Here is a 21,317-nt window from a genome sequence, read left to right on the forward strand (position 1 = left end):
TCTCCGACGACGAGGATCCGGACCGCAGCCCCCGGGGTACGGACATGATCCCGGACCGTACGGACGCGGTCCCGGGCCCGGACCGTACGGACGCGGTCCCGGGCCCGGACCGTACAGACACGGTCCCGGACCCGGACCGTACAGACACGGTCCCGGACCCGGACCGTACAGACGCGGTCCCGGGCCCCGACCCGGGAAGCGCCCCTCGCCCGCCCGTCTCCCCCGTCTCCCCCGCCGCCCGTCTCCGGACCCGTCCGGCGCCCGGGCACCGGGCACGGATCGAGGGGCTGTTGCTCGGGCTCGCCGCCGGCGACGCCGCCGGATGGCCGGCCGCGCGGCACCGGGCCACCCGGATGCCCGAGTGGACCCGGCGTCTCACCCGGGAGCTCGACACCTTCGCCGAGCAGAACGCCACCACCACGCTGCCCGTCCCCATCGCGCTCAACCAGCCGCCCGAACCGCTGCGGCTCGGGCCCTCCGACGACGCCGAATGGGCGGCGTTCGCCGCCGGGACCGTGCTCACCTCGGCGGCCGGTCCGCTGCACGGGCTGTCCTCGGAACGCCGGATGCGGGCCGCCATCGACGTCGCCTGGAACGCGCTGGCGGCCGAGGTCGCCGCGGCTGCCGCCCGGGCCCCCGAGGTCGAGTCCGCGGTGCTCCCGCTCCGCGCCCGGATCTCGGTGCGGGCCGGGCTCGGCAATCTCGCCGCCGGGTTGCGCCCGCCCGCCACCGGCCACGACAACCCGCACTACTTCGACGACGCGGCCTGCGTACGGGCCGCCGTGCTCGCCGTCGTCCACCCCGCCGACCCCGCCGCCGCCGCCGACCTCGCCGAGTTCGACGCCCGCTACACGCAGGACGGCGACGGTGTGCACGGCGCGCGGGCGATGGCCGCCGCGATCGCCGAGGCGCTGGGCGGCGCGGACGTGGACACCTCGGTGAACGCCGCGCTCGCCCAGCTCCCCGACGGCACGGAGATCGCCCGCAATGCCGCCCACGCCGTCCGGATCGCCCGTGACTTCGTCGGCGAGGCAGCGGGTGCGTTCGCCCTCGTACCGGTGCTGGAGCATCAGATCGTCGACCACGTCTACAGCTACGGGATCGCCGCCGCCGAGACCGTCCCGGTCGCCCTCGCCCTGGCCACGGCGGCGCGCGGGCAGATCGCCCAGGCCGTTCCCGCGGCGGCGTGCCTGTCCCGGGTGGCCGACTCGGCGCCCGCCCTGGCCGGTGCGCTGACCGGTGCGCTCGGCGGCATCGGCGCCGTTCCGAACGGCTGGCGCGAGGCCTGCCGCACCCTGGCCGGCTGTGCGCTGCCCCGCCTCGCGGGGACCGATCTCATCGAACTCGCCGGGCTGCTGGCAGACACGGAACCAAAGCCCATGGGTGGACAATTCGGACATGACATCCACCATGCCCACGCGGTCCGATGCGAGGACCACGGCACTCACACTCGATGAACGGATCACGGGAGCGCTCGTCGGCGCGGCGGTCGGCGACGCGCTCGGCGGTCCGGTCGAGGGCCGGTCCCCCGAGCAGATCACGGCCCGTCACGGCGGGCGGATCAGCGGCATCGTCGGCCCGTGGGACGGCGACGACTGGCGTACGGCCCGCCCCATCGCCCCCTACCACAAGGGCGACGGACACATCACCGACGACACCTTGATGACCCATGCACTGGTACGGGTGTACGGGGCGGTGCGCGACCACCTCGACGCGTACGCGGTCGCCGACCATCTGGTGCCCGAACTGATCTCCACGCCCCGCTGGATCCCGGAGCTGGAGGCGGACGCGCTGCCGCTCCAGCGGATCTTCCTCGCCGAGAAGTGGATCGTCGCACGGCTGCACTACGGCCATGTCGATCCGCGCGAGGCCGGCTCCGGAAACATCGTCAACTGCGGTGCGGCGATGTACATGGCGCCGGTCGGTCTGGTCAACGCCGCACACCCGCAGGCCGCGTACGCCGAGGCGCTGGATGTCGCCGGGGCCCACCAGTCCTCGTACGGCAGGGAGGCCGCCGGAGTCTTCGCGGCGGCCGTCGCCGCGGCCTGCGCCCCGGGTGCGACGCCCGCCGCCGTCGTCGACACCTGTCTCTCGCTCGCCAAGGACGGCACCCGGTCCGCCATCGAGGCGGTGTGCGAAGTGGCGTGCCGGTACGGCGACTTCGAGTCGGCGCTGGACCCACTGCGTACCGCCGTCGCCCCCTTCGACACCGTCGGTCCCGATTACCGCTCCCCCTCGCTCGGCGCCCGCCGGCCGTCGCGGCTGCACTCCATCGAGGAACTCCCGATCGCGCTCGGCATGCTGCTCGTCACGGACGGCGACTACCGGCACACGGTGCTCGGCTCGGTCAACTACGGCCGGGACTGCGACTCGATCGCCACGATGAGCGGCGCCCTCGCGGGCGCGCTCCACGGCGAGCGGGCGATCCCCGCCACCTGGGTGAAAACGGTCGCCGAGGCCAGCCGGCTCGATCTGCACGCCCCGGCGCGGATCCTGGCGGACGTCGCCCGCCAGGTGTTCGTACGGGACACGGCCCGGCGCCGCGCACACGAGTCGGCGTTCGCCGCGCTGGCGGGCACGTCATGACGGTACGGGTGACGTGGGTGCAGCCCGAGGATCTGGTCGGCCACGAGCTGCGCCAGGCGGCCGAGGACGGACGGGACGCACGGGCCGTCGCACGCCGGTGGTACGAGGCAGGCGGCGCCCCCGCCCCGGAGCGCGCGGGGGCGTCGACTGCTCCGGCACCGGAGCTGCGCGCGCTCGCGGAGCGGCTGCTGGACGAACTCGCCCTGCTGGAATCGCCGTTGGACCGGGACGAGCCGACGGAGCTGGCCGCCATCCGGGCCGCCTGCCCTGACTGGCCCGCCCCGCGTACGCAACCGCCGTCGGTGAGTCAGGACCGGCTGCACGCCGCCTGGCTGGGCCGGGCCGCCGGCTGTCTGCTCGGCAAACCCGTCGAGAAGCTGCCGCTCGCCGGCATCCGCGCACTGGCCCGCGCCACCGGCAACTGGCCGTTGACCACCTGGTTCACGGCCAGGGGGCTGCCCGCCGAACTGACCGCCACCTACCCCTGGAACCGCCGCTCCGCGCCCACCTCCCTGGCCGAGAACATCGACGGCATGCCCGAGGACGACGACCTCAACCACCCGCTGCTGACCGTGCTGTTGCTCCAGCGGTACGGACCGTCCTTCACCACCTGCGACCTCGCCCGGCTCTGGCTCGACGAACTCCCGGCCGGCCGGACGTTCACCGCCGAACGGGTCGCGTACCGCAATCTGCTCGACGGCATCGAGCCCCCGCACACCGCCAGGTACCGCAACCCGTTCCGGGAGTGGATCGGCGCGCAGATCCGGGCGGACGTGCACGGCTGGACGCATCCGGGCGACCCGTCGGCCGCGGCGGAACAGGCGCATCGGGACGCCGTCCTCACCCATACCGCCAACGGGGTGTACGGGGCGATGTTCACCGCCGCGATGCTCGCCGAGGCGGCCGGCGGCGGAAGTGACGTGCACGGCTGTCTGGCCGCCGGGCTGCGTGTCGTACCGCCGCGTTCCCGGTTCGCGCACGCGGTGCGTTTCGGCGTCGGGGCGGCCCGTGGTGACGGTTTCGACGCGGCCGTCGACCGGCTGCACGCCGAGTACGGCGGCCACCACTGGGTCCATGTGCTGCCCAACGCCGCGCTGCTCGCTGCCGCCCTCACCCACGCCGACGGTGACTTCTCCGACTCCATCTGCCGTGCGGTGTCGGGCGGCTGGGACACCGACTCCAACGGTGCGACCGCCGGTTCGCTCGCCGGTCTGCTGGCCGGGAGCCCGGACGCGCTGCCCGACCGCTGGACCACCCCGCTGAAGAACCGCCTCGCCACGTCCGTCCCCGGTTTCGACTCCATCGGCTTCGACGCACTCGCCGAACAGACCCACCGGCTCATCCACAAGGAGGCACTCCGCCCATGACCGCCATCGCGGTGCTCGGCAGCACCCATATGGACCTCGTCGCCTACGTCGCACGAGCACCGGAGCGTGGCGAGACCGTCACCGGACGGGAGCTGCGCACCGTCCCCGGCGGCAAGGGCGCCAACCAGGCAGTCGCCGCCGCACGCGCGGGCGCCGATGTGACGATGATCGGCGCGGTCGGCGACGACGCGTACGGCACCCTGCTGCGGTCCAGCCTGGAGCACGCCGGCGTTCACACCGGTCTGCTGCACACGGCCGAGGGCCCCAGTGGCACCGCGCACATCGTCGTCGACGACACGGGCGCCAAATCCGTCGTGGTGATCCCCGGCGCCAACGGCACCGTCACCGGCCTCGGCCCCGGCGAAATGGCCGCCATCGCCGGAGCCGATCTGCTGCTCCTCCAGCTGGAGCTGCCACTGTCCGCCGTGCTGGAGGGCGCGCGAGTCGCCCACGCCCAGGGCGTACGGACCATCCTCACCCCGTCCCCCGTACAGTCCCTGCCGTCCGAACTCTTCGACTGTGTCGATGTGCTGATCCCCAACGAGCACGAGGCAGCCGCGCTCTCCGGCTCCGCGGACCCCCGCGCGGCGGCGCAGATCCTGCTCGGCCAGGTCCCGGCGGTCGTCATCACACTCGGCTCCAAGGGCTGCCTGTACGCGGCCCGGGGCGGCGAACCCGTGCTCTTCCCCGCGCCCGAGGTCACCGCCGTCGACACCACCGGGGCCGGGGACACCTTCGTCGGCACGCTGGCCGTGGCGCTCGGCGAGCGACGGCCCGTACCCGAGTCACTGGCCTGGGCGTCGTCCGCCGCCGCGCTCTGCGTGCAGCGGCCGGGCGCCTCGACCTCCATGCCGTACCGCAGCGAGATCGACGCCGCATGAACGCGCCCGCGCAGGCACCCCTGACCGGACTGCGGGTCATCGACCTCGCCACGCTCTTCGCCGGCCCGCTCTCCGCCACCATGCTCGGCGACTTCGGCGCCGAGGTGATCAAGGTCGAACATCCACGCAGGCCCGATCCGTCGCGCGGGCACGGCCCGACCAAGGACGGCGTCGGCCTGTGGTGGAAGCTGCTCGGCCGCAACAAGCGCAATCTGACCCTCGACCTGTCCAGCCCCGGCGGACGCGACATCCTGCTCCGGCTGGCCGCCGGAACCGATGTGATCATCGAGAACTTCCGGCCCGGGACGCTGGAGCGCTGGGGCCTCGGCTGGCAGGAACTGCACGCCGTCAACCCGCGGCTGGTGCTGGCCAGGGTCACCGGCTTCGGCCAGTTCGGCCCGTACGCGCACCGCCCCGGCTTCGGCACCCTGGCCGAGGCGATGAGCGGATTCGCCGCGATCACCGGGGAGCCGGACGGGCCGCCCACGCTCCCGCCGTTCGGACTCGCCGACTCGATCGCGGCGCTGGCCACCGCGTACGCCGTGATGACCGCGCTCGCCGGACGCGACCGGACCGGGGAGGGGCAGATCGTCGACATGGCGATCATCGAGCCGATCCTGACCGTGCTGGGGCCGCAGCCCGTCTGGTACGACCAGCTCGGCTACGTACAGCCGCGCACCGGCAACCGCTCCGGCAACAACGCGCCGCGCAACACGTACCGCACCTCGGACGGGCACTGGGTCGCGGTCTCCACCTCCGCGCAGTCGATCGCCGAGCGGGTGATGCGTCTGGTCGGCCGGCCCGGACTGATCGACGAACCCTGGTTCGGCTCGGGCACCACCCGCGCCGAGCACGCCGACGAGCTCGACGAGGCGGTCGGCGGCTGGATCGCCCGGCACACCCGTGAGGAGGCGGTCTCCGCGTTCGAGAAGGCGGAGGCGGCGATCGCGCCGATCCACGACATCCAGGACGTGATGGAGGACCCGCAGTACCGGGCCCTCGGCTCGATCACCGAGGTCGACGACCCGGAGCTGGGGCCGCTGCGGATGCAGAACGTCCTGTTCCGTCTGTCCGGGACGCCGGGCGCGATCCGCTGGGCGGGCCGGCCGCACGGCGCGGACACCGACGAGATCCTCACCGGTCTGGGCCTGTCGGCTCCGCAGATCGCCGCGCTGCGGGCGGAGCACGTGCTGTGACGGCGGCGGCGGTCCCCCTCACTTTGCTGTACGTCCCCGGCGACCGGCCGGAGGTGGTGCGCAAGGCGCGCGACGCGGGCGCGGACGTGGTGATCGTCGATCTGGAGGACGCGGTCGCGCCGGACCGCAAGGAGTACGCGCGGTCGGCCACCGCCGAGCTCCTGTCCGAGCCCGCCGAGGACACGGCCGTGCCGGTCCACGTCCGGGTCCACACCGAGGCGGACATTCTCGCCCTGGCCGGACTTCCGGGCCTCGCCGAACTCCGGCTGCCCAAGATCACACACGCGGCGACCGTCCATCACATCGCGGCCGTGGCACCGGGGGTCGCGCTCTGTCCGCTGCTGGAATCGGCGCTCGGCATCGAGCACGCGTACACGGTCGCCGCCTCCCATCCCCAGGTGCGCTCCATCGCCCTGGGCGAGGCGGACCTCCGGGCCGATCTGGGGGTGCGGGACGACGCCGGGCTCGACTGGTCCCGCAGCCGGGTCGTGGTCGCCGCCCGTGCGGCCGGACTGGCGCCGCCCACCCAGTCGGTGTTCCCGGACGTACGGGACCTGGACGGTCTGGCGGCGTCCTGCGTGCGCGGCCGGGCACTGGGCTTCCTGGGGCGGGCGGCGATCCATCCCCGCCAGCTCCCGGTCATCGAGCGGGCGTTCCGCCCCACGGCTCAGGAGGTCGAGGCGGCGTCGGAGATCGTGACGGCTGCCGCGACGGACGAGGGCGCGCTGGCCCTCCCGGACGGCCGGTTCGTCGACGCGGCGGTAGTGGCCTCGGCCCGTCGCACGCTTGCGCTGGCCACGCGGGAGGGGTGACGGGGAGGGCCGGTGCGTTATACGGGTGTGGGGCCCGAACCGGATGGTTGGGGCCCCACACACGTAACGCGTACAAGCACGACGGCTCAGCCGTTCTTCGCCGCCTCCGCGGCCGCGGCGCCGTTCTTCTCCGTCGCCTTCGCGGTACCGTCCGCGTCGCCGTCCTCCGCATCGCGGTCCTTCGCGTCGCGGTCCTTCGCGTCGCCGTCCTTCGCGTCGCGGTCCTTCACGGCATCGACGCCTTCGGCGTCACCCGCGTCCTCGGCGCCTTCGGCGACCACCGCGTCCGGTTCCACGATCTCCTCGCGTCCCGGCCGTACCTTCGCCGAGACCACCATGTACAGCACCGCCAGCACGAACACGATCCCTGCGGTCCACACATTGAGGCGTACGCCCAGGATGTGGTGGGCCTCGTCGACCCGCATGTACTCGATCCAGGCCCGTCCCGCGCAGTACGAGGCGACGTACAGCGCGAACGCCCGGCCGTGTCCGAGCCTGAAGCGGCGGTCCGCCCAGATCACCAGCACGGCGACACCGACGCACCACAACGACTCGTACAGGAACGTCGGGTGGTACGTGCCGGCGACCCGGTTGGGGCCCTCGCTGATCTTCAGCGCCCACGGCACATCGGTCGGCTTGCCGTACAGCTCCTGGTTGAACCAGTTGCCCCAGCGGCCGCAGGCCTGGGCCAGGGCGATCCCCGGGGCGAGCGCGTCGGCCCAGGCCGGCAGCGGGATCCCGCGCCGGCGGCAGCCGATCCAGGCACCGACGGCGCCGAGGGCGATCGCGCCCCAGATGCCGAGGCCGCCCTGCCAGATCTTGAAGGCGTCGACCCAGTCCTGACCGTCGCTGAAGTACAGCTGGTAGTCGGTGATGACGTGGTAGAGCCGGCCGCCGACAAGACCGAAGGGCACGGCCCAGACGGCGATGTCGGCGACGGTGCCGGCTCTGCCGCCTCTGGCGATCCAGCGCTTGTTGCCGAACCAGACGGCGACGAAGACACCGATGATGATGCAGAACGCGTAGCCGCGGAGCGGGATCGGGCCGAGATCGATCACGCCGGTCGACGGGCTGGGAATGTAGGCAAGGTCCATGGCAGGGTCGACGCTACCTTGCCGAGCGGGGCATACGGCAACCCACCCGGCAACGTCTGGGTAACGGGCAGGTCAACCGTACCCCCCGGCGTTTCCTCGTGCCGGACACCGGTCAGGAGCCCGACGGAGCCGGGGTGACCGTGCCCGGCTTCTTGCCCTTGTTGGCCTCGGCGACCCACTTCTTCAGGTTCGCCGAGGTGATCGGTTCGTTCCCCTTCTTCGGGAAGATCGGCTCTCCGTTGAGCAGCGCGGTCGGCGTGCCCTGGAATCCGCCGTTCCGGAAGGCCGTGTTGGACTTCTGGACCCAGCTGTCGTGCTTGCCGTCCTCCACACAGCTGCGGAAGGCGGGGGTGTCGAGCCCCGGGACCTTCCCGGAGAGCTCGATCAGCTTGGCGTTGTCACCGAAGGCGTCGTCGGTCTCCGGCGGCTGATTGCGGTAGAGGACGTCGTGATACGCGGAGAATTTGCCGACGTCCTGTGCACAGGCCGCCGCGTTGGCCGCCCGCAGCGAGCCGCTGCCGCCCAGATTGCCGTCGATGAGCGTGGCGAGGTGGTACTCGACCTTGACCTGTCCACTGGTCTCCAACTGGTGGACGGTGTCCCGGAACGCGTTCTCGAACTGGGCGCAGACCGGACAGCGGAAGTCCTCCCAGATGGTGAGCGTGGACGGGGCATTGTCCGCGCCGACCCGGATGGCCAGGCTGTCCTTGCCGGTCGCGCCGGACGGCGCGACGACGGGCCCCGCCGTCGTGCCCTTGCTGCCCTTGCCGCTCGTGTTCGCGGCGATCACGCCGACGACCGTGGCCAGCGCCAGCACGCCCACCACGGCGCTGCTGACGATCAGCGTGCGCCTGCGGCGCTCATGCACCTTCTCGCGCTCTCGCTGCCGGACGAGCCGGTCTCGCGCGGCCCTTTTTTCCTGTTCGTTCTTCTCGCTCACACCCGCAGCAACGAACCGGGGAGGCACGTGCGTGCCTCCCCGGTCCAGGTCCACCCGTTCGGGTTACGCCCGATTCAGCGCTTTCGAACGCCTTCGGCGAGTTCGCCCGCCAGGGAGCGGACCGCGGCCAGACCCGCCTCCTCGTCGGGGGCGTCGAGCATGCCCTTGACGAAGGCGGAGCCGACGATCACCCCGTCGGCGAAGCCCGCGACCTCGGCGGCCTGTCGGGCGTTGGAGACGCCGAGGCCGACGCAGACCGGGAGGGACGTGGTGGCGCGGGTGCGCGCGACCAGGTCCTGGGCCTGCTCGCCGACGGACTCGCGGGTGCCGGTGACACCCATCAGCGAAGCCGCGTAGACGAAGCCGGAGCCGGCCGCGGTGATGGTGGCGAGGCGCTCGTCCTTACTGCTCGGCGCGACGACGAAGACGGTAGCGAGCCCGTGCTTGTCGGCGTGCTCGCGCCACAGCTCGGACTCCTGGACCGGCAGGTCGGGCAGGATGCACCCGGCGCCGCCCGCCTCGGCGAGCTCGGCCGTGAAGCGCTCGACGCCGTACCGGTCGATCGGGTTCCAGTACGTCATGACGAGGATCGGGACCCCGGTCGCCTCGTACGCCTCGCGGACCGTACGCATCACGTCGGCGATCTTCACGCCGCCGCGCAGGGCGATGTCGTCGGCGGTCTGGATGACCGGACCGTCGAGCACCGGGTCGCTGTGCGGCAGCCCCACCTCGACGATGTCCGCACCGCCCGCCACGACCGCCTTCACGGCGGCGATCGCACCGTCGACGGTCGGGAAGCCGGCCGGGAGGTACGCGATGAGCGCGGCCCTGTTCTCCGCCTTCGCCGTCGCGAGGGAGGAGCTCAACAACTCCACGTTGCCGCTCACTTGGTGATCTCCTCTTCCCCGTCGGCCACATCGGCCTCGACGGTTCCGTCGGTCCCGCCGTACAGCCCGAAGTAGCGGGCCGCCGTGTCCATGTCCTTGTCGCCGCGGCCGGACAGATTGACCACGAGCAGTCCGTCCTTGCCGAGCTCCTTGCCGACTTCCAGGGCTCCGGCCAGCGCGTGGGCGCTCTCGATGGCCGGAATGATCCCTTCGGTGCGGGAGAGGAGGAGCAGCGACTGCATGGCGGCGTCGTCGGTGACCGCGCGGTACTCGCCGCGGCCGATGTCCTTGAGGTACGCGTGCTCCGGGCCGATGCCCGGGTAGTCGAGACCGGCCGAGATGGAGTACGGCTCGGTGATCTGGCCCTCGTCGTCCTGGAGGACGTAGCTCCGCGAGCCGTGCAGGATGCCGGGCTCACCCGCGGTCAGGGTCGCCGCGTGCTCACCGGTCTCCACTCCGTGTCCGGCGGGCTCGCAGCCGATCAGCCGGACGCGGGCGTCCGGGATGAAGGCGTGGAAGAGCCCGATGGCGTTGGAGCCGCCGCCGACGCAGGCGATGGCGGCGTCCGGCAGCCGGCCGGTCCGCTCCAGGATCTGGCGGCGGGCCTCGACGCCGATGACGCGGTGGAAGTCGCGGACCATGGCGGGGAAGGGGTGCGGTCCCGCGACGGTGCCGAAGAGGTAGTGCGTGTGGTCCACATTGGCGACCCAGTCGCGGAACGCCTCGTTGATGGCGTCCTTCAGGGTCCTGGAGCCGGACTTCACGGCGATGACCTCGGCGCCGAGCATCCGCATCCGAGCCACGTTCAGCGCCTGCCGCTCGGTGTCGATCTCGCCCATGTAGATGGTGCATTCGAGGCCGAAGAGCGCGCAGGCGGTGGCGGTGGCGACGCCGTGCTGGCCGGCGCCGGTCTCGGCGATGACCCGGGTCTTGCCCATGCGCCGGGTGAGCAGCGCCTGACCCAGCACGTTGTTGATCTTGTGTGAGCCGGTGTGGTTCAGGTCCTCGCGCTTGAGGAAGATCCGGGCGCCGCCCGCGTGTTCGGCGAAGCGCGGGACCTCGGTCAGCGCGCTGGGGCGGCCGGTGTAGTTGACCATGAGCTCGTTGAGCTCGGCGGCGAAGGCGGGGTCGGCCTTGGCCTTGTCGTACTCGACGGCGACCTCGTCCACGGCGGCGACGAGCGCCTCCGGGATGAACTTGCCGCCGAACGCACCGAAGTACCCCTCGGCGCTGGGGATCAGACCCTCCGGGTCCGGAATGAAGAAGTCAGATGACATCCGACGTGCTCCTCGACATTGCAATGGGTGGGTTCACCGTATGCGCCGTGAGCGGAGCGCCGCCGCGACCGGGGTGGTCGGGCGGTGCGGTCGTACGTACGGCAGGAGTGGTGCGGGTACGTCGGCCGGGGCTCGCTACAGCGCGGACCCCGTGCGCCATCGCATGCCGTTGACCTGGCCGGGCTCGTCGCCGATCACGTAACGCACGCGCCTGCCGTGCACGCGCCGGGCCGGGGCGCGGCAGCCGCGGGGGCGGCAGCCGCGCGCCAGCGGCGCGTGCGGATCCCGGGCGGCCGTCGTGCCGGCGGGGCGCAGGCCCGGCCGGACACGGGACGCGGGACGGTGGGCGGACACGGTTGCGGTCAGCTCCGTCCGTGCCGGAGTGCCGGGTGGGCGCCGGCGGCGACCAGGTCGGCGACGGCGGTCCGCGGGTCGCGGCCGGTGACCAGGGATTCGCCCACGAGCACCGCGTCAGCACCCGCGTTGGCGTACGCGATCAGGTCGTGCGGACCGCGGACGCCGGACTCGGCGACCTTGACGATGTGGTCCGGGATCTCGGGGGCGACGCGCTCGAAGGTGGAGCGATCGACCTTGAGGTCCTTCAGGTTGCGCGCGTTGACACCGATGATCTTCGCCCCGGCGTCCACGGCGCGCTCCGCCTCCTCCTCGTCGTGCGCCTCGACCAGCGGCGTCAGGCCGATGGACTCGGCGCGCTCGATCAGGGAGACCAGGGCCTGCTGGTCGAGGGCGGCGACGATCAGCAGGGCGAGGTCGGCGCCGTAGGCGCGGGCCTCCCAGAGCTGGTACGAGGTGACGATGAAGTCCTTGCGCAGGATCGGGATGTCGACCTTGGCGCGGACGGCCTCCAGGTCGGCGAGCGAACCGCCGAAGCGGCGCTCCTCGGTGAGGACCGAGATGACGGACGCGCCGCCCGCCTCGTAGTCCGCCGCGAGCGCGGCCGGGTCGGCGATCGCGGCAAGGGCCCCCTTGGAGGGGCTTGAGCGCTTGACCTCGCAGATGACGGTCACACCCTCGCCGCGCAGTGCGGCGACTCCGTCCTTGGCCGCCGGAGCGCGCGCAGCGCGTTCCTTCAGCTCGTCGAGGCTTACACGCGCCTGCCGCTCTGCGAGGTCGGCGCGTACGCCGTCGATGATCTCGTCGAGCACACTCACGCGAGCGGCCCCCTTCCGGGACGGTGATGAGGGAACAGGATCAGCCATGTCAATGCTATCCGCAGGAGGCCGGAGGCCTCGAATCCGGTGGGCGAATATCCCAGTACCTGGGCATTCAAGGCGCCAGCGCCGAGCCGAACGGCAGGTTTCGGACGACCGAGAAGGTCAGCAGCAGCGCCCCGATCCCCCACCAGACGACGGGTTTCGCGGTGATGCTCATGGGCCGTCCCCGGGCGGCGCTGGACATCCAGACCACCCAGAGGACGGCGAAGATCCCGTAGCCGACGACGGCGAGCGCGTTCGAGCCGAGGGCGGCGGCGACATCGCCGTGCGCGACGGCGTGCGCGCTGCGCAGCCCGCCGCAGCCCGGGCAGTACAGGCCGGTGAACCGGAGCAGCGGGCAGACCGGGTAGTGGCCCGGCTCATTGGGGTCGACGGCGCCGACGTAGCCGAAGGCGCCGATGACGACGGCCATCACTCCCACCGGGGTGGCGAGCCGCCGCACGCGTGAGGCGGGGACGGGGGCCGGCGGGAAGACCGGCGGGTACGGGTGACCCGGCGTCGGTGGTTGCTGCTGTCCGGAGGGTGGTTCCGTCTGCGGGTGGCCGGGCGTCGGTGGCTGGCCGGGCATCGGTGGCGGCGGCTGGTGGCCCGGGGCGGGCAGGGAGCCCGGCGTCCGGGGTGCGGCGGCTGGAGTAGGCGTTGCGTCCACCCGGTGATTGTCCCCGCTGATGCGGAAAGGCGCAGCCCGGGCCGGGCTGCGCCTCGCGATTCGTACGTGTGCTGCGTGTGTCAGGAGATCTGGGCCTGCCCGGCCTGCGCCCTGGCCGCGGCCAGCTCCGCCGACTCCTTCGGCATGCCGAGGCCCGCGGCCTTCATCGCGAGGCCGACGACTCCGCCGAGGAGGATGACGGCCATGCTCGCCCAGAAGCCGATCGGGTTGGCCGCGACCACGAAGACGCCCGCGGCGCAGAAGCCGAAGAAGGAGATGATGACACCGGTCCAGGCGGCCGGGGTGTGTCCGTGGCTGCTGCCCGCCATGAGTTGCTCCTTGTTGGTGATGCGCTGTTGGTATCGCTGTACGCAAAGCTGGTGCCGCTGTTGGTGCCGCTGTGCAGAAAGCTCGGCTTCATTGTCCCGTACGTGCGGAAAGGACGTGAGCTGGGGGGTCATGCCTCGCGCGTCGGGTCCTCGCCGCGGTCCAGGGCCTTCCACAGGTCCTCCGGCCGGTCCGGGTCCGGGGCGGTGCGGGCGGCCTTGCGGGGACGGGGGGTGCCGTCCCGTTCGTACCGTCCCGACATGGTGGGCCAGAGCTTCCCGTACCGCAGGGCGAGCAGCCCGGCGAGGAGGATCAGCAGGCCGCCGGCCCCGGTGACGTAGGGCCACCCGGTGTGGCTGAGGGCGTCGATGGTCGCCGAGGCGTCACCGGTGGTCTGGGCGGCCTTCTCGTCGAGCGCCGTGCTGTCGGAGGCGCCGAGGTAGGCGCTCACTCCGGCACCGAGGCCGCTGAGGGCGAGGAGCCCGGCGACGATCAGCCGCCCGCCGCTGCGGACGGCGAACACGGCGACGAGGGCGGCCAGGCCGACTATGGCGAGGGCCGCCGGGAGGCCGGTGACGTCCTGGCCGTCGGCGGTCAGCGGCAGGGAGCCGCCACCGACGGCGGCCCGGCCCTCGGCCCACGTCTGGCCGGAGGCGAGGAGGACAACGGTGGCGCCGGCCGCCCCGAGGAGCAGGCCGGCGGCCAGGCTGCGGCGGCTTCCCGTCGCGTCGGGCGCGGTGGCCGCTCGGGCACGGGGCTGGGGTACGGGGACAGCACTCACGTACCCCACTATCCCTTACCGCCTCAGACGCCGTGGAGCCGGTTGGCCGTATGCACCGCCCGGAGCACGGCCGCGGCCTTGTTGCGGCACTCGGTGTCCTCGGCCACCGGATCGGAGTCGGCGACGACACCCGCTCCGGCCTGGACGTACGCCGTGCCGTCACGGAGCAGGGCGGTACGGATGGCGATGGCGGTGTCGGAGTCCCCGGCGAAGTCGAGGTAGCCGACGCAGCCTCCGTACAGTCCGCGGCGGGTCGGTTCGAGCTCCTCGATGATCTGCATCGCGCGGGGCTTGGGGGCGCCGGAGAGGGTGCCCGCGGGGAAGCACGCGGTGAGGACGTCGAAGGCGGTGCGGCCCTCGGCGACGCGGCCGGTGACGGTGGAGACGATGTGCATGACGTGCGAGTACCGCTCGATCGACATGAAGTCGACGACCTCGACGGTGCCGGGTTCGCAGACCCGCCCCAGGTCGTTGCGGCCGAGGTCGACGAGCATCAGGTGCTCGGCCCGCTCCTTGGGGTCGGCGAGGAGTTCCTCGGCGAGGGCCTGGTCCTCCTGCGGGGTGGCGCCGCGGTGCCTGGTCCCGGCGATCGGGTGGACCATGGCGCGGCCGTCCTCGACCTTGACGAGGGCTTCCGGGCTGGAGCCGGCGACGTCGAAGCCGTCGAAGCGGAAGAGGTACATGTACGGCGACGGGTTGGTGGCGCGCAGCACCCGGTAGACGTCCAACGCGCTTGCCGTACACGGGGTTTCGAAGCGCTGGGAGGGGACGACCTGGAAGGCCTCGCCGGCCCTGATGCGTTCCTTCACGTCCTCGACGGCGTCCTGGTACGCCTTACCGCCCCACAGCGCGGTGTACGGGGGGAGCTCGGACGGCGGGAGGGTGGCGGGGGCGTTCTCGACCGGGCGGGAGAGGTCCTGCTCCATGGCGTCGAGCCGGGCGACGGCGTCCGCGTACGCCTCGTCGACGCCGGTCGCGAGGTCGTTGTGGTTGATCGCGTTGGCGATCAGCAGGACGCTGCCGTCCCAGTGGTCGAGCACGGCCAGGTCCGAGGTGAGCAGCATCGTCAGCTCGGGGAGGTGGAGGTCGTCCTCGACGCTGTCGCCGATCTTCTCCAGGCGGCGCACGACGTCGTAACCCAGGTAGCCGACCATGCCGCCGGTGAACGGGGGCAGTCCGTCGTCGACGACCAGGTCGTGCGGGGTGTGCAGGGTCTCGATGGTGGCGCGCAGGGCCCGCAGCGGGTCACCCTCGACGGGGACGCCGACGGGCGGGGTGCCCAGCCAGTGGGCCTGCCCGTCGCGTGCGGTGAGGGTGGCGGCGCTGCGTACCCCGATGAAGGAGTAGCGCGACCAGGTGCGGCCGTTCTCGGCGGATTCGAGGAGGAAGGTGCCGGTGCGCTCGCCCGCGAGTTTGCGGTAGAGCCCGACCGGGGTGTCGCCGTCCGCGAGGAGGCGGCGGCTGACGGGGATGACGCGCCGGTCGACGGCCAGTTTGCGGAAGGTTTCAAGATCCATGGCGGCTGACCCTACTGCGCGAGCGGGAGGACGTCGGCGTCGAAGCAGGTGCGGTCGCCTGTGTGGCAGGCGGCACCCGTCTGGTCGACCTTGACGAGAACGGTATCGGCGTCGCAGTCGAGGGCGACGGACTTGACCTGCTGGATGTGGCCCGAGGTGTCGCCCTTGACCCAGTACTCCTGGCGGCTGCGGGACCAGTAGGTGCAGCGGCCGGTAGTGAGGGTGCGGTGCAGCGCCTCGTCATCCATCCAGCCGAGCATCAGCACTTCGCCGGTGTCGTACTGCTGGGCGATGGCCGGGACGAGGCCGTCGGCGCCGCGCTTGAGGCGGGCGGCGATGGCCGGGTCGAGGTTGCCGGACGGCGGCGGGGTGCTGGGCGTGGGCGCGCTGGTCATGCGCCCATTGTGCCGTGGGCTCGGGGGCGGTCCGGGCTCCCGTCCACTGGGCGGACCGCGCGCGACGGTCGTACGCTGGCGACCATGTCGACCCATGCGAAGCGTGAACGACTTCTGCTCGCCGACCTGTTGGAGGCGGCGGGACCAGAAGCCCCGACCCTGTGCCACGGCTGGACGACCCGGGACCTGGCCGCCCATGTGGTGGTCCGGGAGCGCCGGCCGGATGCGGCGGGCGGGATGGTGCTGGGACTGCTGAGAAACCGCCTCGAACGGGTGCAGGAGGAGTACACGGCGAAACCGTACGAGGAACTGATCCAGCTGATCCGCACCGGGCCGCCACGGATGTCCCCGTTCGGCCTGAAACAGATCGACGAGGTCGCCAACACCGTCGAGTTCTACATCCACACGGAGGATGTGCGCCGGGCCCAGCCGGACTGGTCGCGGCGGGAGCTGGACCCGGTCTTCGCCGATGTGCTCTGGTCACGCGCCGAGCGGACGGCCCGGCTGCTGGGCCGCAAGTCCCCGGTGGGGCTGGTGCTGCGCCGCCCCGACGGCCAGACGGCGGTGGCCCACAAGGGCACCCCGGTGGTGACGGTCACCGGCGAGCCGGGCGAGCTGCTGCTCTTCGTGTTCGGCCGGCAGGACGCGGCGACGGTGGAGCTGGAGGGCGACCAGGAGGCGGTGGCCCGGCTGCACACGGCGGAGCTGGGGATGTAGTGCCTGTCCGGCGGATCGGGGTCGGACAGGCACCAGGGCGTACGGGTCCGGGTCAGCGTGGGAGTTCAGCGCGGCGCAGCCGGGTGAAGGCCGGCGCGGCCGTCGCCCCCGTCGCGGCCACCGCGGCACCGGCGACGAAGACCGGGCCCGTACCCCAGGCCGCGACGGCGACTCCCGTGACCGGGAAGCTGAGCGGGGCGATCGCGTGGGTGAAGAGCGTCGAGACCGAGGTGACCCGCCCCAGGTAGGCGGGGTCGGTGACGGTCTGCATCAGGGCGCCGCACAAGGAGCCGCCGAGGCCGGCGAAGAGACCGATGCAGACGGCGACGACGGCGGCGAGGCCCACCGAGGGGACGTACGCCAGGGCTCCTATGGCGACAGCGCCGATCAGCACCGTCAGGCACATCACGAGCCCGGCTCGCGGCACCCGGCCCCGCACGGCGAGCACCAGGGCCGACGCACCGGCGCCGATCCCGAACGCGGCGACGATCCAGCCCATCCCGGAGGCGCCCCAGTCGCGCTCGCGGGCGAGCAGGATCAGTCCGAGGTTGAGCGGTCCGGCGAAGCCCAGTTCGCTGAGGGCGACGGCAAGCATCAGCGGTCCGAGCACCGGGTGGCGGCGGATGTGCCGCAGCCCGTCGGCCAGTTCGCGCCAGGCGTTGCCGGACGGTTCGGCGCTCTCCTGCTGGGCGGGCAGTGGGCTGATCCGCAGGGACAGGAGCAGCGGCAGTGATACGGCGAAGAGCAGCCCGGCCGCGGCGAACGCGAGCCTCGGGCCGCCGACAGCCACCGCGACACCACCGAGCGGCGCTCCGACGACGTTGGCGGCACGGGAGGCGAGTCCGCGCAGCCCCTGGACGCGGGCCAGCTGTCCGGCGGCGGTGATCCGGGGTGGCAGGGCGCCCACGGCGGGCAGGAAGAGGGCGTCGACCGCGCCGAAGACGAGCGCGACGGCGATCAGCATCCACACGGCGGGCGAGGTGACCAGCAGCGCCCCCGCCAGGCCCAGGACGACCAGGCAGCGGGCGGCGTCACTGCCGATGACGACGCGGCGCGGTCCGATCCGGTCGGCGAGTACTCCCCCGCCGAGCATCAATAAGGCCCTGGGCATGGAGCCGACGGCGAGGACGAGTCCGGTCTGGGTGGCGCTGCCGGTGCGGGCGGCGGCCCAGGCGAGTGCCATGAAGTAGACGCTGTCGCCGATCATCGAAGCGGCGTAGGCACCGAGCCAGCGCAGGACGTTGCCGTCGCGGTGGGCGGGGCGTTCGGGAGTTTTCGTGGCCGTGACGGCGACGGTCATGAGGGTCGTCCTCTCGGGGCGCCGGCTCAGGTGCGGAACGGGAATGCGTACAGGTGCATGGCAACGTTCTCGCGCCCCTCCGTATCGCCCGCCTCGTCGCGGGCACGTCCGAGCTCTTCGTACCGGTCGATCAGCTCGTGCACCTCGCGGCTGAGCGCGGCGAGTTCGTCCGCGGTGAGCCGGGCCAGGTACTCGGAGCCGGAGGAGGCGCTGCGCCACTCCGGTGACCAGCTCTGGGCCGAGTCGAGGTGGCGGAGGTACAGCTCGTTGCGCTGCGCGAAGGAGAGCCGGCCGACAGCGGTGTGCGCGGCGACCTTCTCGGGCGCGTCGCTGAAGTCCTCGTCGCGGAAGCTCAAACCCTTCGAGGCGGGCTGCCACCAGCGCTCCCGGCCGTCCGCGCCCTGCTGCTCGGCCTCCTCGATCAGACCGTGGTCGGCGAGTTTGCGCAGGTGGTAGCTGACCAGCGAGACCGCCTCGTCGACCTGCTCGGCGAGCTGGGAGGCGGTGGCCTGACGGGAGATGTAGAGCAGCCGGTACAGCTTCATCCGCAGGGGGTGCGCGAATGCCTTCAGGGTCTCCAGATCCGAGATCCGGCGCGTTTCCTTGCTTGCCATGCCCCTCACCGTAGATAGGAAAGAAAACTTGCGCAATCTTTATTGCACAATAAATATTGCGGGATTCCGGTGGCGGTGCTGCTCCGGTCGGAGGGGAGACGGCTTGTGGAACGGCGATCGCCGGACGGGGCCGAAAAATCGGCTCCGTCCGGCGATCGATGCGTACGCGCGGGTCAGCGGACCGGGTGTCCGGCCTCCCTGAGAGCGTCCTTGACCTCGGAGATCCGCAGATCGCCGAAGTGGAAGACGGACGCGGCGAGCACCGCGTCGGCTCCCGCCGCGATGGCCGGCGCGAAGTCCGCGAGCCGGCCCGCGCCGCCGGAGGCGATGACGGGGACGGTCACGTGCTGCCGGACCGCCGCGATCATCTCGGTGTCGTAGCCGTCCTTGGTGCCGTCGGCGTCCATGGAGTTGAGCAGGATCTCGCCCGCGCCCAGCTCGGCGGCCCGGTGCGCCCATTCGACGGCGTCGATGCCGGTGCCCTTGCGGCCGCCGTGCGTGGTGACCTCGAAGGTGCCCGCGGGGGTGCGCCGGGCGTCCACGGAGAGCACCAGGACCTGGCGGCCGAAGCGCTCGGCGATCTCCCGGATGAGGTCGGGGCGGGCGATGGCCGCGGTGTTGACGCCGACCTTGTCCGCGCCGGCTCGCAGCAGCTTGTCGACGTCGTCGGCGGTGCGGACGCCGCCGCCGACGGTGAGCGGGATGAAGACCTGCTCGGCGGTGCGGCGCACCACGTCGTAGGTGGTCTCCCGGTCGCCGCTGGACGCGGTGATGTCCAGGAACGTCAGCTCGTCGGCGCCCTCGGCGTCGTACAGCTTCGCCATCTCGACGGGGTCGCCCGCGTCACGCAGGTTCTGGAAGTTGACGCCCTTGACGACCCGGCCCTTGTCGACGTCCAGGCACGGGATGACGCGTACCGCGAGAGTCATTGCGCACCTGCCCGGTAGGCCTCGACCTCGACCTCGACGACCAGGCTCGGGTCCACGAAACCGGACACGATGATCATCGACGCCGCGGGGCGGACATCGTCGAAGAGTTCCTTGTGGGCGCGGCCGACCTCGTCCACGTCCCGGGCGTGCGTGACGTACATCCGGGTGCGGACGACGTCCTCACGGCCCAGACCGAGCTGCTTCAGCGCGTCGAAGGCGACCTTGAAGGAGGTGACGGTCTGCTCGTACGGGCCGCCCGCGGAGATCTGCCCGTTCTCCACCGACGTGCAACCCGCCACCAGGACAAGGCCGTTCGGCAGCTCGACCGCGCGGGAGTAGCCGAACTTCTCCTCCCAGGGGGCGCCCGAGGAGATGCGGTTGACGGAATCGGTCATCCGGAGACCACCTGCAGCGCTTCTTCGAGGGTGAACGCCTTCGCGTACAGCGCCTTGCCGACGATCGCGCCCTCGACGCCCGCCGGGACGAGCGAGGCGATGGCCCGCAGGTCGTCCAGCGAGGAGACGCCGCCCGAGGCGACGACGGGCTTGTCGGTGGCGGCGCAGACGTTCTTCAGGAGCTCCAGGTTGGGGCCCTGGAGCGTGCCGTCCTTGGCGATGTCGGTGACGACGTAACGGGCGCAGCCCTCGGAGTCGAGGCGCGCGAGCGTCTCGTAGAGGTCGCCGCCGTCGCGGGTCCAGCCGCGGCCGCGCAGCGTCGTGCCGCGGACGTCGAGGCCGACGGCGATCTTGTCACCGTGCTCGGCGATGATCTTGGCGACCCACTCCGGGGTCTCCAGGGCGGCGGTGCCGAGGTTGACCCGGGTGCAGCCGGTGGCGAGGGCGGCGGCCAGCGAGGCGTCGTCGCGGATGCCGCCGGACAGCTCGACCTTGATGTCCATGGAGCGGGCGACCTCGGCGATCTGCGCCCGGTTGTCACCGGTGCCGAACGCGGCGTCCAGGTCGACGAGATGCAGCCATTCGGCGCCCGCCTGCTGCCAGGTGAGAGCGGCCTGCAGCGGGTCGCCGTAGGAGGTCTCGGAGCCGGACTCGCCGTGGACGAGGCGGACGGCCTGGCCGTCGCGGACGTCGACGGCGGGGAGGAGTTCAAGCTTCGGCATTACAGCGTCTCAATCCAGTTGGTCAGCAGCTGGGCGCCGGCATCGCCGGACTTCTCGGGGTGGAACTGGGTGGCCCACAGGGCGCCGTTCTCCACGGCCGCGACGAACGGCTCACCGTGGGTGGCCCAGGTGACCCGGGGCGCGCGGATCTTGGCGTTGGTGACCTCCAGGCTCCAGTCGTGCACGGCGTAGGAGTGCACGAAGTAGAACCGGGCCTCGGGGTCGAGACCTGCGAAGAGCTGGGAGTCCTCGGGGGACTGCACGGTGTTCCAGCCCATGTGCGGGACGATCGGGGCCTTCAGCGGGGCGACGGTACCGGGCCATTCGTCCAGCCCCTCCGTCTCCACGCCGTGCTCGATGCCGCGCTCGAAGAGGATCTGCATACCGACGCAGATGCCCATGACGGGGCGGCCGCCGGAGAGCCTGCGGCCGATGATCCATTCGCCGCGGGCCTTCTTCAGCCCGTCCATGCAGGCCGAGAACGCGCCGACGCCGGGCACCAGCAGCCCGTCGGCGTTCATCGCCTTCTCGTAGTCGCGGGTGATCTCGACGTCCGCGCCGACGTGGGCAAGGGCCCGCTCGGCGGAGCGGACGTTGCCGAAGCCGTAGTCGAAGACGACGACCTTCTTCTTGCCGATCGTCCGGCCGTTCTTCGTCCGGTCGTTGTTCTGATCGCTCTTCTGGTCGCTCACAAGT

Annotated in this window: 24 protein-coding genes; 7 read left to right on the top strand and 17 right to left on the bottom strand. The window is 72.2% G+C overall.

The features are described from left to right. The first annotated feature begins 44 nt into the window (after positions 1–44). From OG306_RS09220 to OG306_RS09245, 6 genes are read left to right on the top strand one after another with little or no spacing between them, the layout of a single operon-like run. Positions 45–1,457 carry an ADP-ribosylglycohydrolase family protein gene (locus OG306_RS09220; protein WP_371666223.1) on the top strand — a complete coding sequence of 471 codons (1,413 nt, stop codon included), beginning with the start codon at positions 45–47 and terminating at the stop codon, positions 1,455–1,457. Then, complete coding sequence (locus OG306_RS09225; protein ID WP_266906961.1) at positions 1,399–2,586, top strand: ADP-ribosylglycohydrolase family protein; 1,188 nt, start codon at positions 1,399–1,401, stop codon at positions 2,584–2,586. Before OG306_RS09220 ends, OG306_RS09225 begins: the two co-directional genes overlap by 59 nt. After that, positions 2,583–3,953 (top strand): ADP-ribosylglycohydrolase family protein, encoded by a 1,371-nt coding sequence (locus OG306_RS09230; RefSeq protein ID WP_266745611.1) that lies wholly within the window; start codon positions 2,583–2,585, stop codon positions 3,951–3,953. The genes OG306_RS09225 and OG306_RS09230 overlap by 4 nt, the downstream gene beginning before the upstream one ends. After that, positions 3,950–4,834 carry a ribokinase gene (locus OG306_RS09235; protein WP_266906959.1) on the top strand — a complete coding sequence of 295 codons (885 nt, stop codon included), beginning with the start codon at positions 3,950–3,952 and terminating at the stop codon, positions 4,832–4,834. Before OG306_RS09230 ends, OG306_RS09235 begins: the two co-directional genes overlap by 4 nt. Beyond that, the gene (locus OG306_RS09240; protein WP_266745613.1) at positions 4,831–6,030 is read left to right on the top strand and encodes a CaiB/BaiF CoA transferase family protein; all 1,200 of its coding nucleotides are present in this window, start codon (positions 4,831–4,833) and stop codon (positions 6,028–6,030) included. Before OG306_RS09235 ends, OG306_RS09240 begins: the two co-directional genes overlap by 4 nt. After that, entirely contained in the window at positions 6,027–6,842 is an 816-nt protein-coding gene (locus tag OG306_RS09245) for an HpcH/HpaI aldolase/citrate lyase family protein (protein WP_266745614.1), read from the top strand. Before OG306_RS09240 ends, OG306_RS09245 begins: the two co-directional genes overlap by 4 nt. Before the next feature lie 86 nt (positions 6,843–6,928). On the opposite strand, the gene lgt is transcribed toward OG306_RS09245, so the two are convergent. From lgt to hisI, 11 genes are all read right to left on the bottom strand, one after another. Next, positions 6,929–7,936, bottom strand: a complete 1,008-nt coding sequence (gene lgt / locus OG306_RS09250) for a prolipoprotein diacylglyceryl transferase (RefSeq protein WP_266906957.1) — start codon at positions 7,934–7,936, stop codon at positions 6,929–6,931. Between the two features lie 112 nt (positions 7,937–8,048). After that, entirely contained in the window at positions 8,049–8,876 is an 828-nt protein-coding gene (locus OG306_RS09255; protein ID WP_266745616.1) for a DsbA family protein, read from the bottom strand. A gap of 74 nt (positions 8,877–8,950) precedes the next feature. Next, positions 8,951–9,763 (bottom strand): tryptophan synthase subunit alpha, encoded by an 813-nt coding sequence (gene trpA, locus OG306_RS09260; protein WP_266745617.1) that lies wholly within the window; start codon positions 9,761–9,763, stop codon positions 8,951–8,953. Then, entirely contained in the window at positions 9,760–11,040 is a 1,281-nt protein-coding gene (gene trpB, locus OG306_RS09265) for a tryptophan synthase subunit beta (protein WP_266745618.1), read from the bottom strand. The genes trpA and trpB overlap by 4 nt, the downstream gene beginning before the upstream one ends. 135 nt (positions 11,041–11,175) lie before the next feature. Beyond that, positions 11,176–11,355, bottom strand: a complete 180-nt coding sequence (trpM, locus tag OG306_RS09270) for a tryptophan biosynthesis modulator TrpM (RefSeq protein ID WP_266752132.1) — start codon at positions 11,353–11,355, stop codon at positions 11,176–11,178. A gap of 47 nt (positions 11,356–11,402) precedes the next feature. Next, positions 11,403–12,212, bottom strand: coding sequence for an indole-3-glycerol phosphate synthase TrpC (trpC, locus tag OG306_RS09275; RefSeq protein WP_266745619.1), 810 nt, complete (start codon positions 12,210–12,212; stop codon positions 11,403–11,405). Between the two features lie 115 nt (positions 12,213–12,327). Then, a complete protein-coding gene (locus tag OG306_RS09280; RefSeq protein WP_371665227.1) occupies positions 12,328–12,924 on the bottom strand; it encodes a DUF2752 domain-containing protein in 597 nt (198 codons plus the stop codon). 80 nt (positions 12,925–13,004) lie between these two features. After that, complete coding sequence (locus tag OG306_RS09285; RefSeq protein WP_266745620.1) at positions 13,005–13,253, bottom strand: HGxxPAAW family protein; 249 nt, start codon at positions 13,251–13,253, stop codon at positions 13,005–13,007. A gap of 128 nt (positions 13,254–13,381) precedes the next feature. Further along, positions 13,382–14,041 carry a TIGR02234 family membrane protein gene (locus tag OG306_RS09290; RefSeq protein WP_266906955.1) on the bottom strand — a complete coding sequence of 220 codons (660 nt, stop codon included), beginning with the start codon at positions 14,039–14,041 and terminating at the stop codon, positions 13,382–13,384. 14 nt (positions 14,042–14,055) lie between these two features. Beyond that, positions 14,056–15,549: an anthranilate synthase component I gene (locus OG306_RS09295; RefSeq protein WP_266745622.1), complete on the bottom strand. Its 1,494-nt coding sequence runs from the start codon at positions 15,547–15,549 to the stop codon at positions 14,056–14,058. An 11-nt stretch (positions 15,550–15,560) separates the two neighbouring features. Beyond that, positions 15,561–15,944 (bottom strand): phosphoribosyl-AMP cyclohydrolase, encoded by a 384-nt coding sequence (hisI, locus tag OG306_RS09300; RefSeq protein WP_093894911.1) that lies wholly within the window; start codon positions 15,942–15,944, stop codon positions 15,561–15,563. 84 nt (positions 15,945–16,028) lie between these two features. On the opposite strand from hisI, the gene OG306_RS09305 reads away from it, so the two are divergent. Then, positions 16,029–16,661: a TIGR03085 family metal-binding protein gene (locus tag OG306_RS09305; protein ID WP_266745623.1), complete on the top strand. Its 633-nt coding sequence runs from the start codon at positions 16,029–16,031 to the stop codon at positions 16,659–16,661. Positions 16,662–16,713: 52 nt separating this feature from the next. On the opposite strand, the gene OG306_RS09310 is transcribed toward OG306_RS09305, so the two are convergent. From OG306_RS09310 to hisH, 6 genes are all read right to left on the bottom strand, one after another. Continuing rightward, positions 16,714–17,961, bottom strand: a complete 1,248-nt coding sequence (locus OG306_RS09310) for an MFS transporter (protein ID WP_266906953.1) — start codon at positions 17,959–17,961, stop codon at positions 16,714–16,716. A 26-nt stretch (positions 17,962–17,987) separates the two neighbouring features. Further along, positions 17,988–18,575, bottom strand: coding sequence for an ArsR/SmtB family transcription factor (locus tag OG306_RS09315; RefSeq protein WP_037699041.1), 588 nt, complete (start codon positions 18,573–18,575; stop codon positions 17,988–17,990). Between the two features lie 173 nt (positions 18,576–18,748). Further along, positions 18,749–19,504, bottom strand: a complete 756-nt coding sequence (gene hisF, locus OG306_RS09320) for an imidazole glycerol phosphate synthase subunit HisF (RefSeq protein WP_266745626.1) — start codon at positions 19,502–19,504, stop codon at positions 18,749–18,751. Further along, positions 19,501–19,899 carry a RidA family protein gene (locus OG306_RS09325; protein ID WP_266745627.1) on the bottom strand — a complete coding sequence of 133 codons (399 nt, stop codon included), beginning with the start codon at positions 19,897–19,899 and terminating at the stop codon, positions 19,501–19,503. Before OG306_RS09325 ends, hisF begins: the two co-directional genes overlap by 4 nt. Further along, positions 19,896–20,621: a bifunctional 1-(5-phosphoribosyl)-5-((5-phosphoribosylamino)methylideneamino)imidazole-4-carboxamide isomerase/phosphoribosylanthranilate isomerase PriA gene (gene priA / locus OG306_RS09330; protein ID WP_266745628.1), complete on the bottom strand. Its 726-nt coding sequence runs from the start codon at positions 20,619–20,621 to the stop codon at positions 19,896–19,898. The genes OG306_RS09325 and priA overlap by 4 nt, the downstream gene beginning before the upstream one ends. Then, positions 20,621–21,259: an imidazole glycerol phosphate synthase subunit HisH gene (gene hisH, locus OG306_RS09335; RefSeq protein WP_266752134.1), complete on the bottom strand. Its 639-nt coding sequence runs from the start codon at positions 21,257–21,259 to the stop codon at positions 20,621–20,623. Before hisH ends, priA begins: the two co-directional genes overlap by 1 nt. Positions 21,260–21,317: the final 58 nt, after the last annotated feature.

The organism is Streptomyces sp. NBC_01241, assembly GCF_041435435.1.
Lineage (GTDB): Bacteria > Actinomycetota > Actinomycetes > Streptomycetales > Streptomycetaceae > Streptomyces.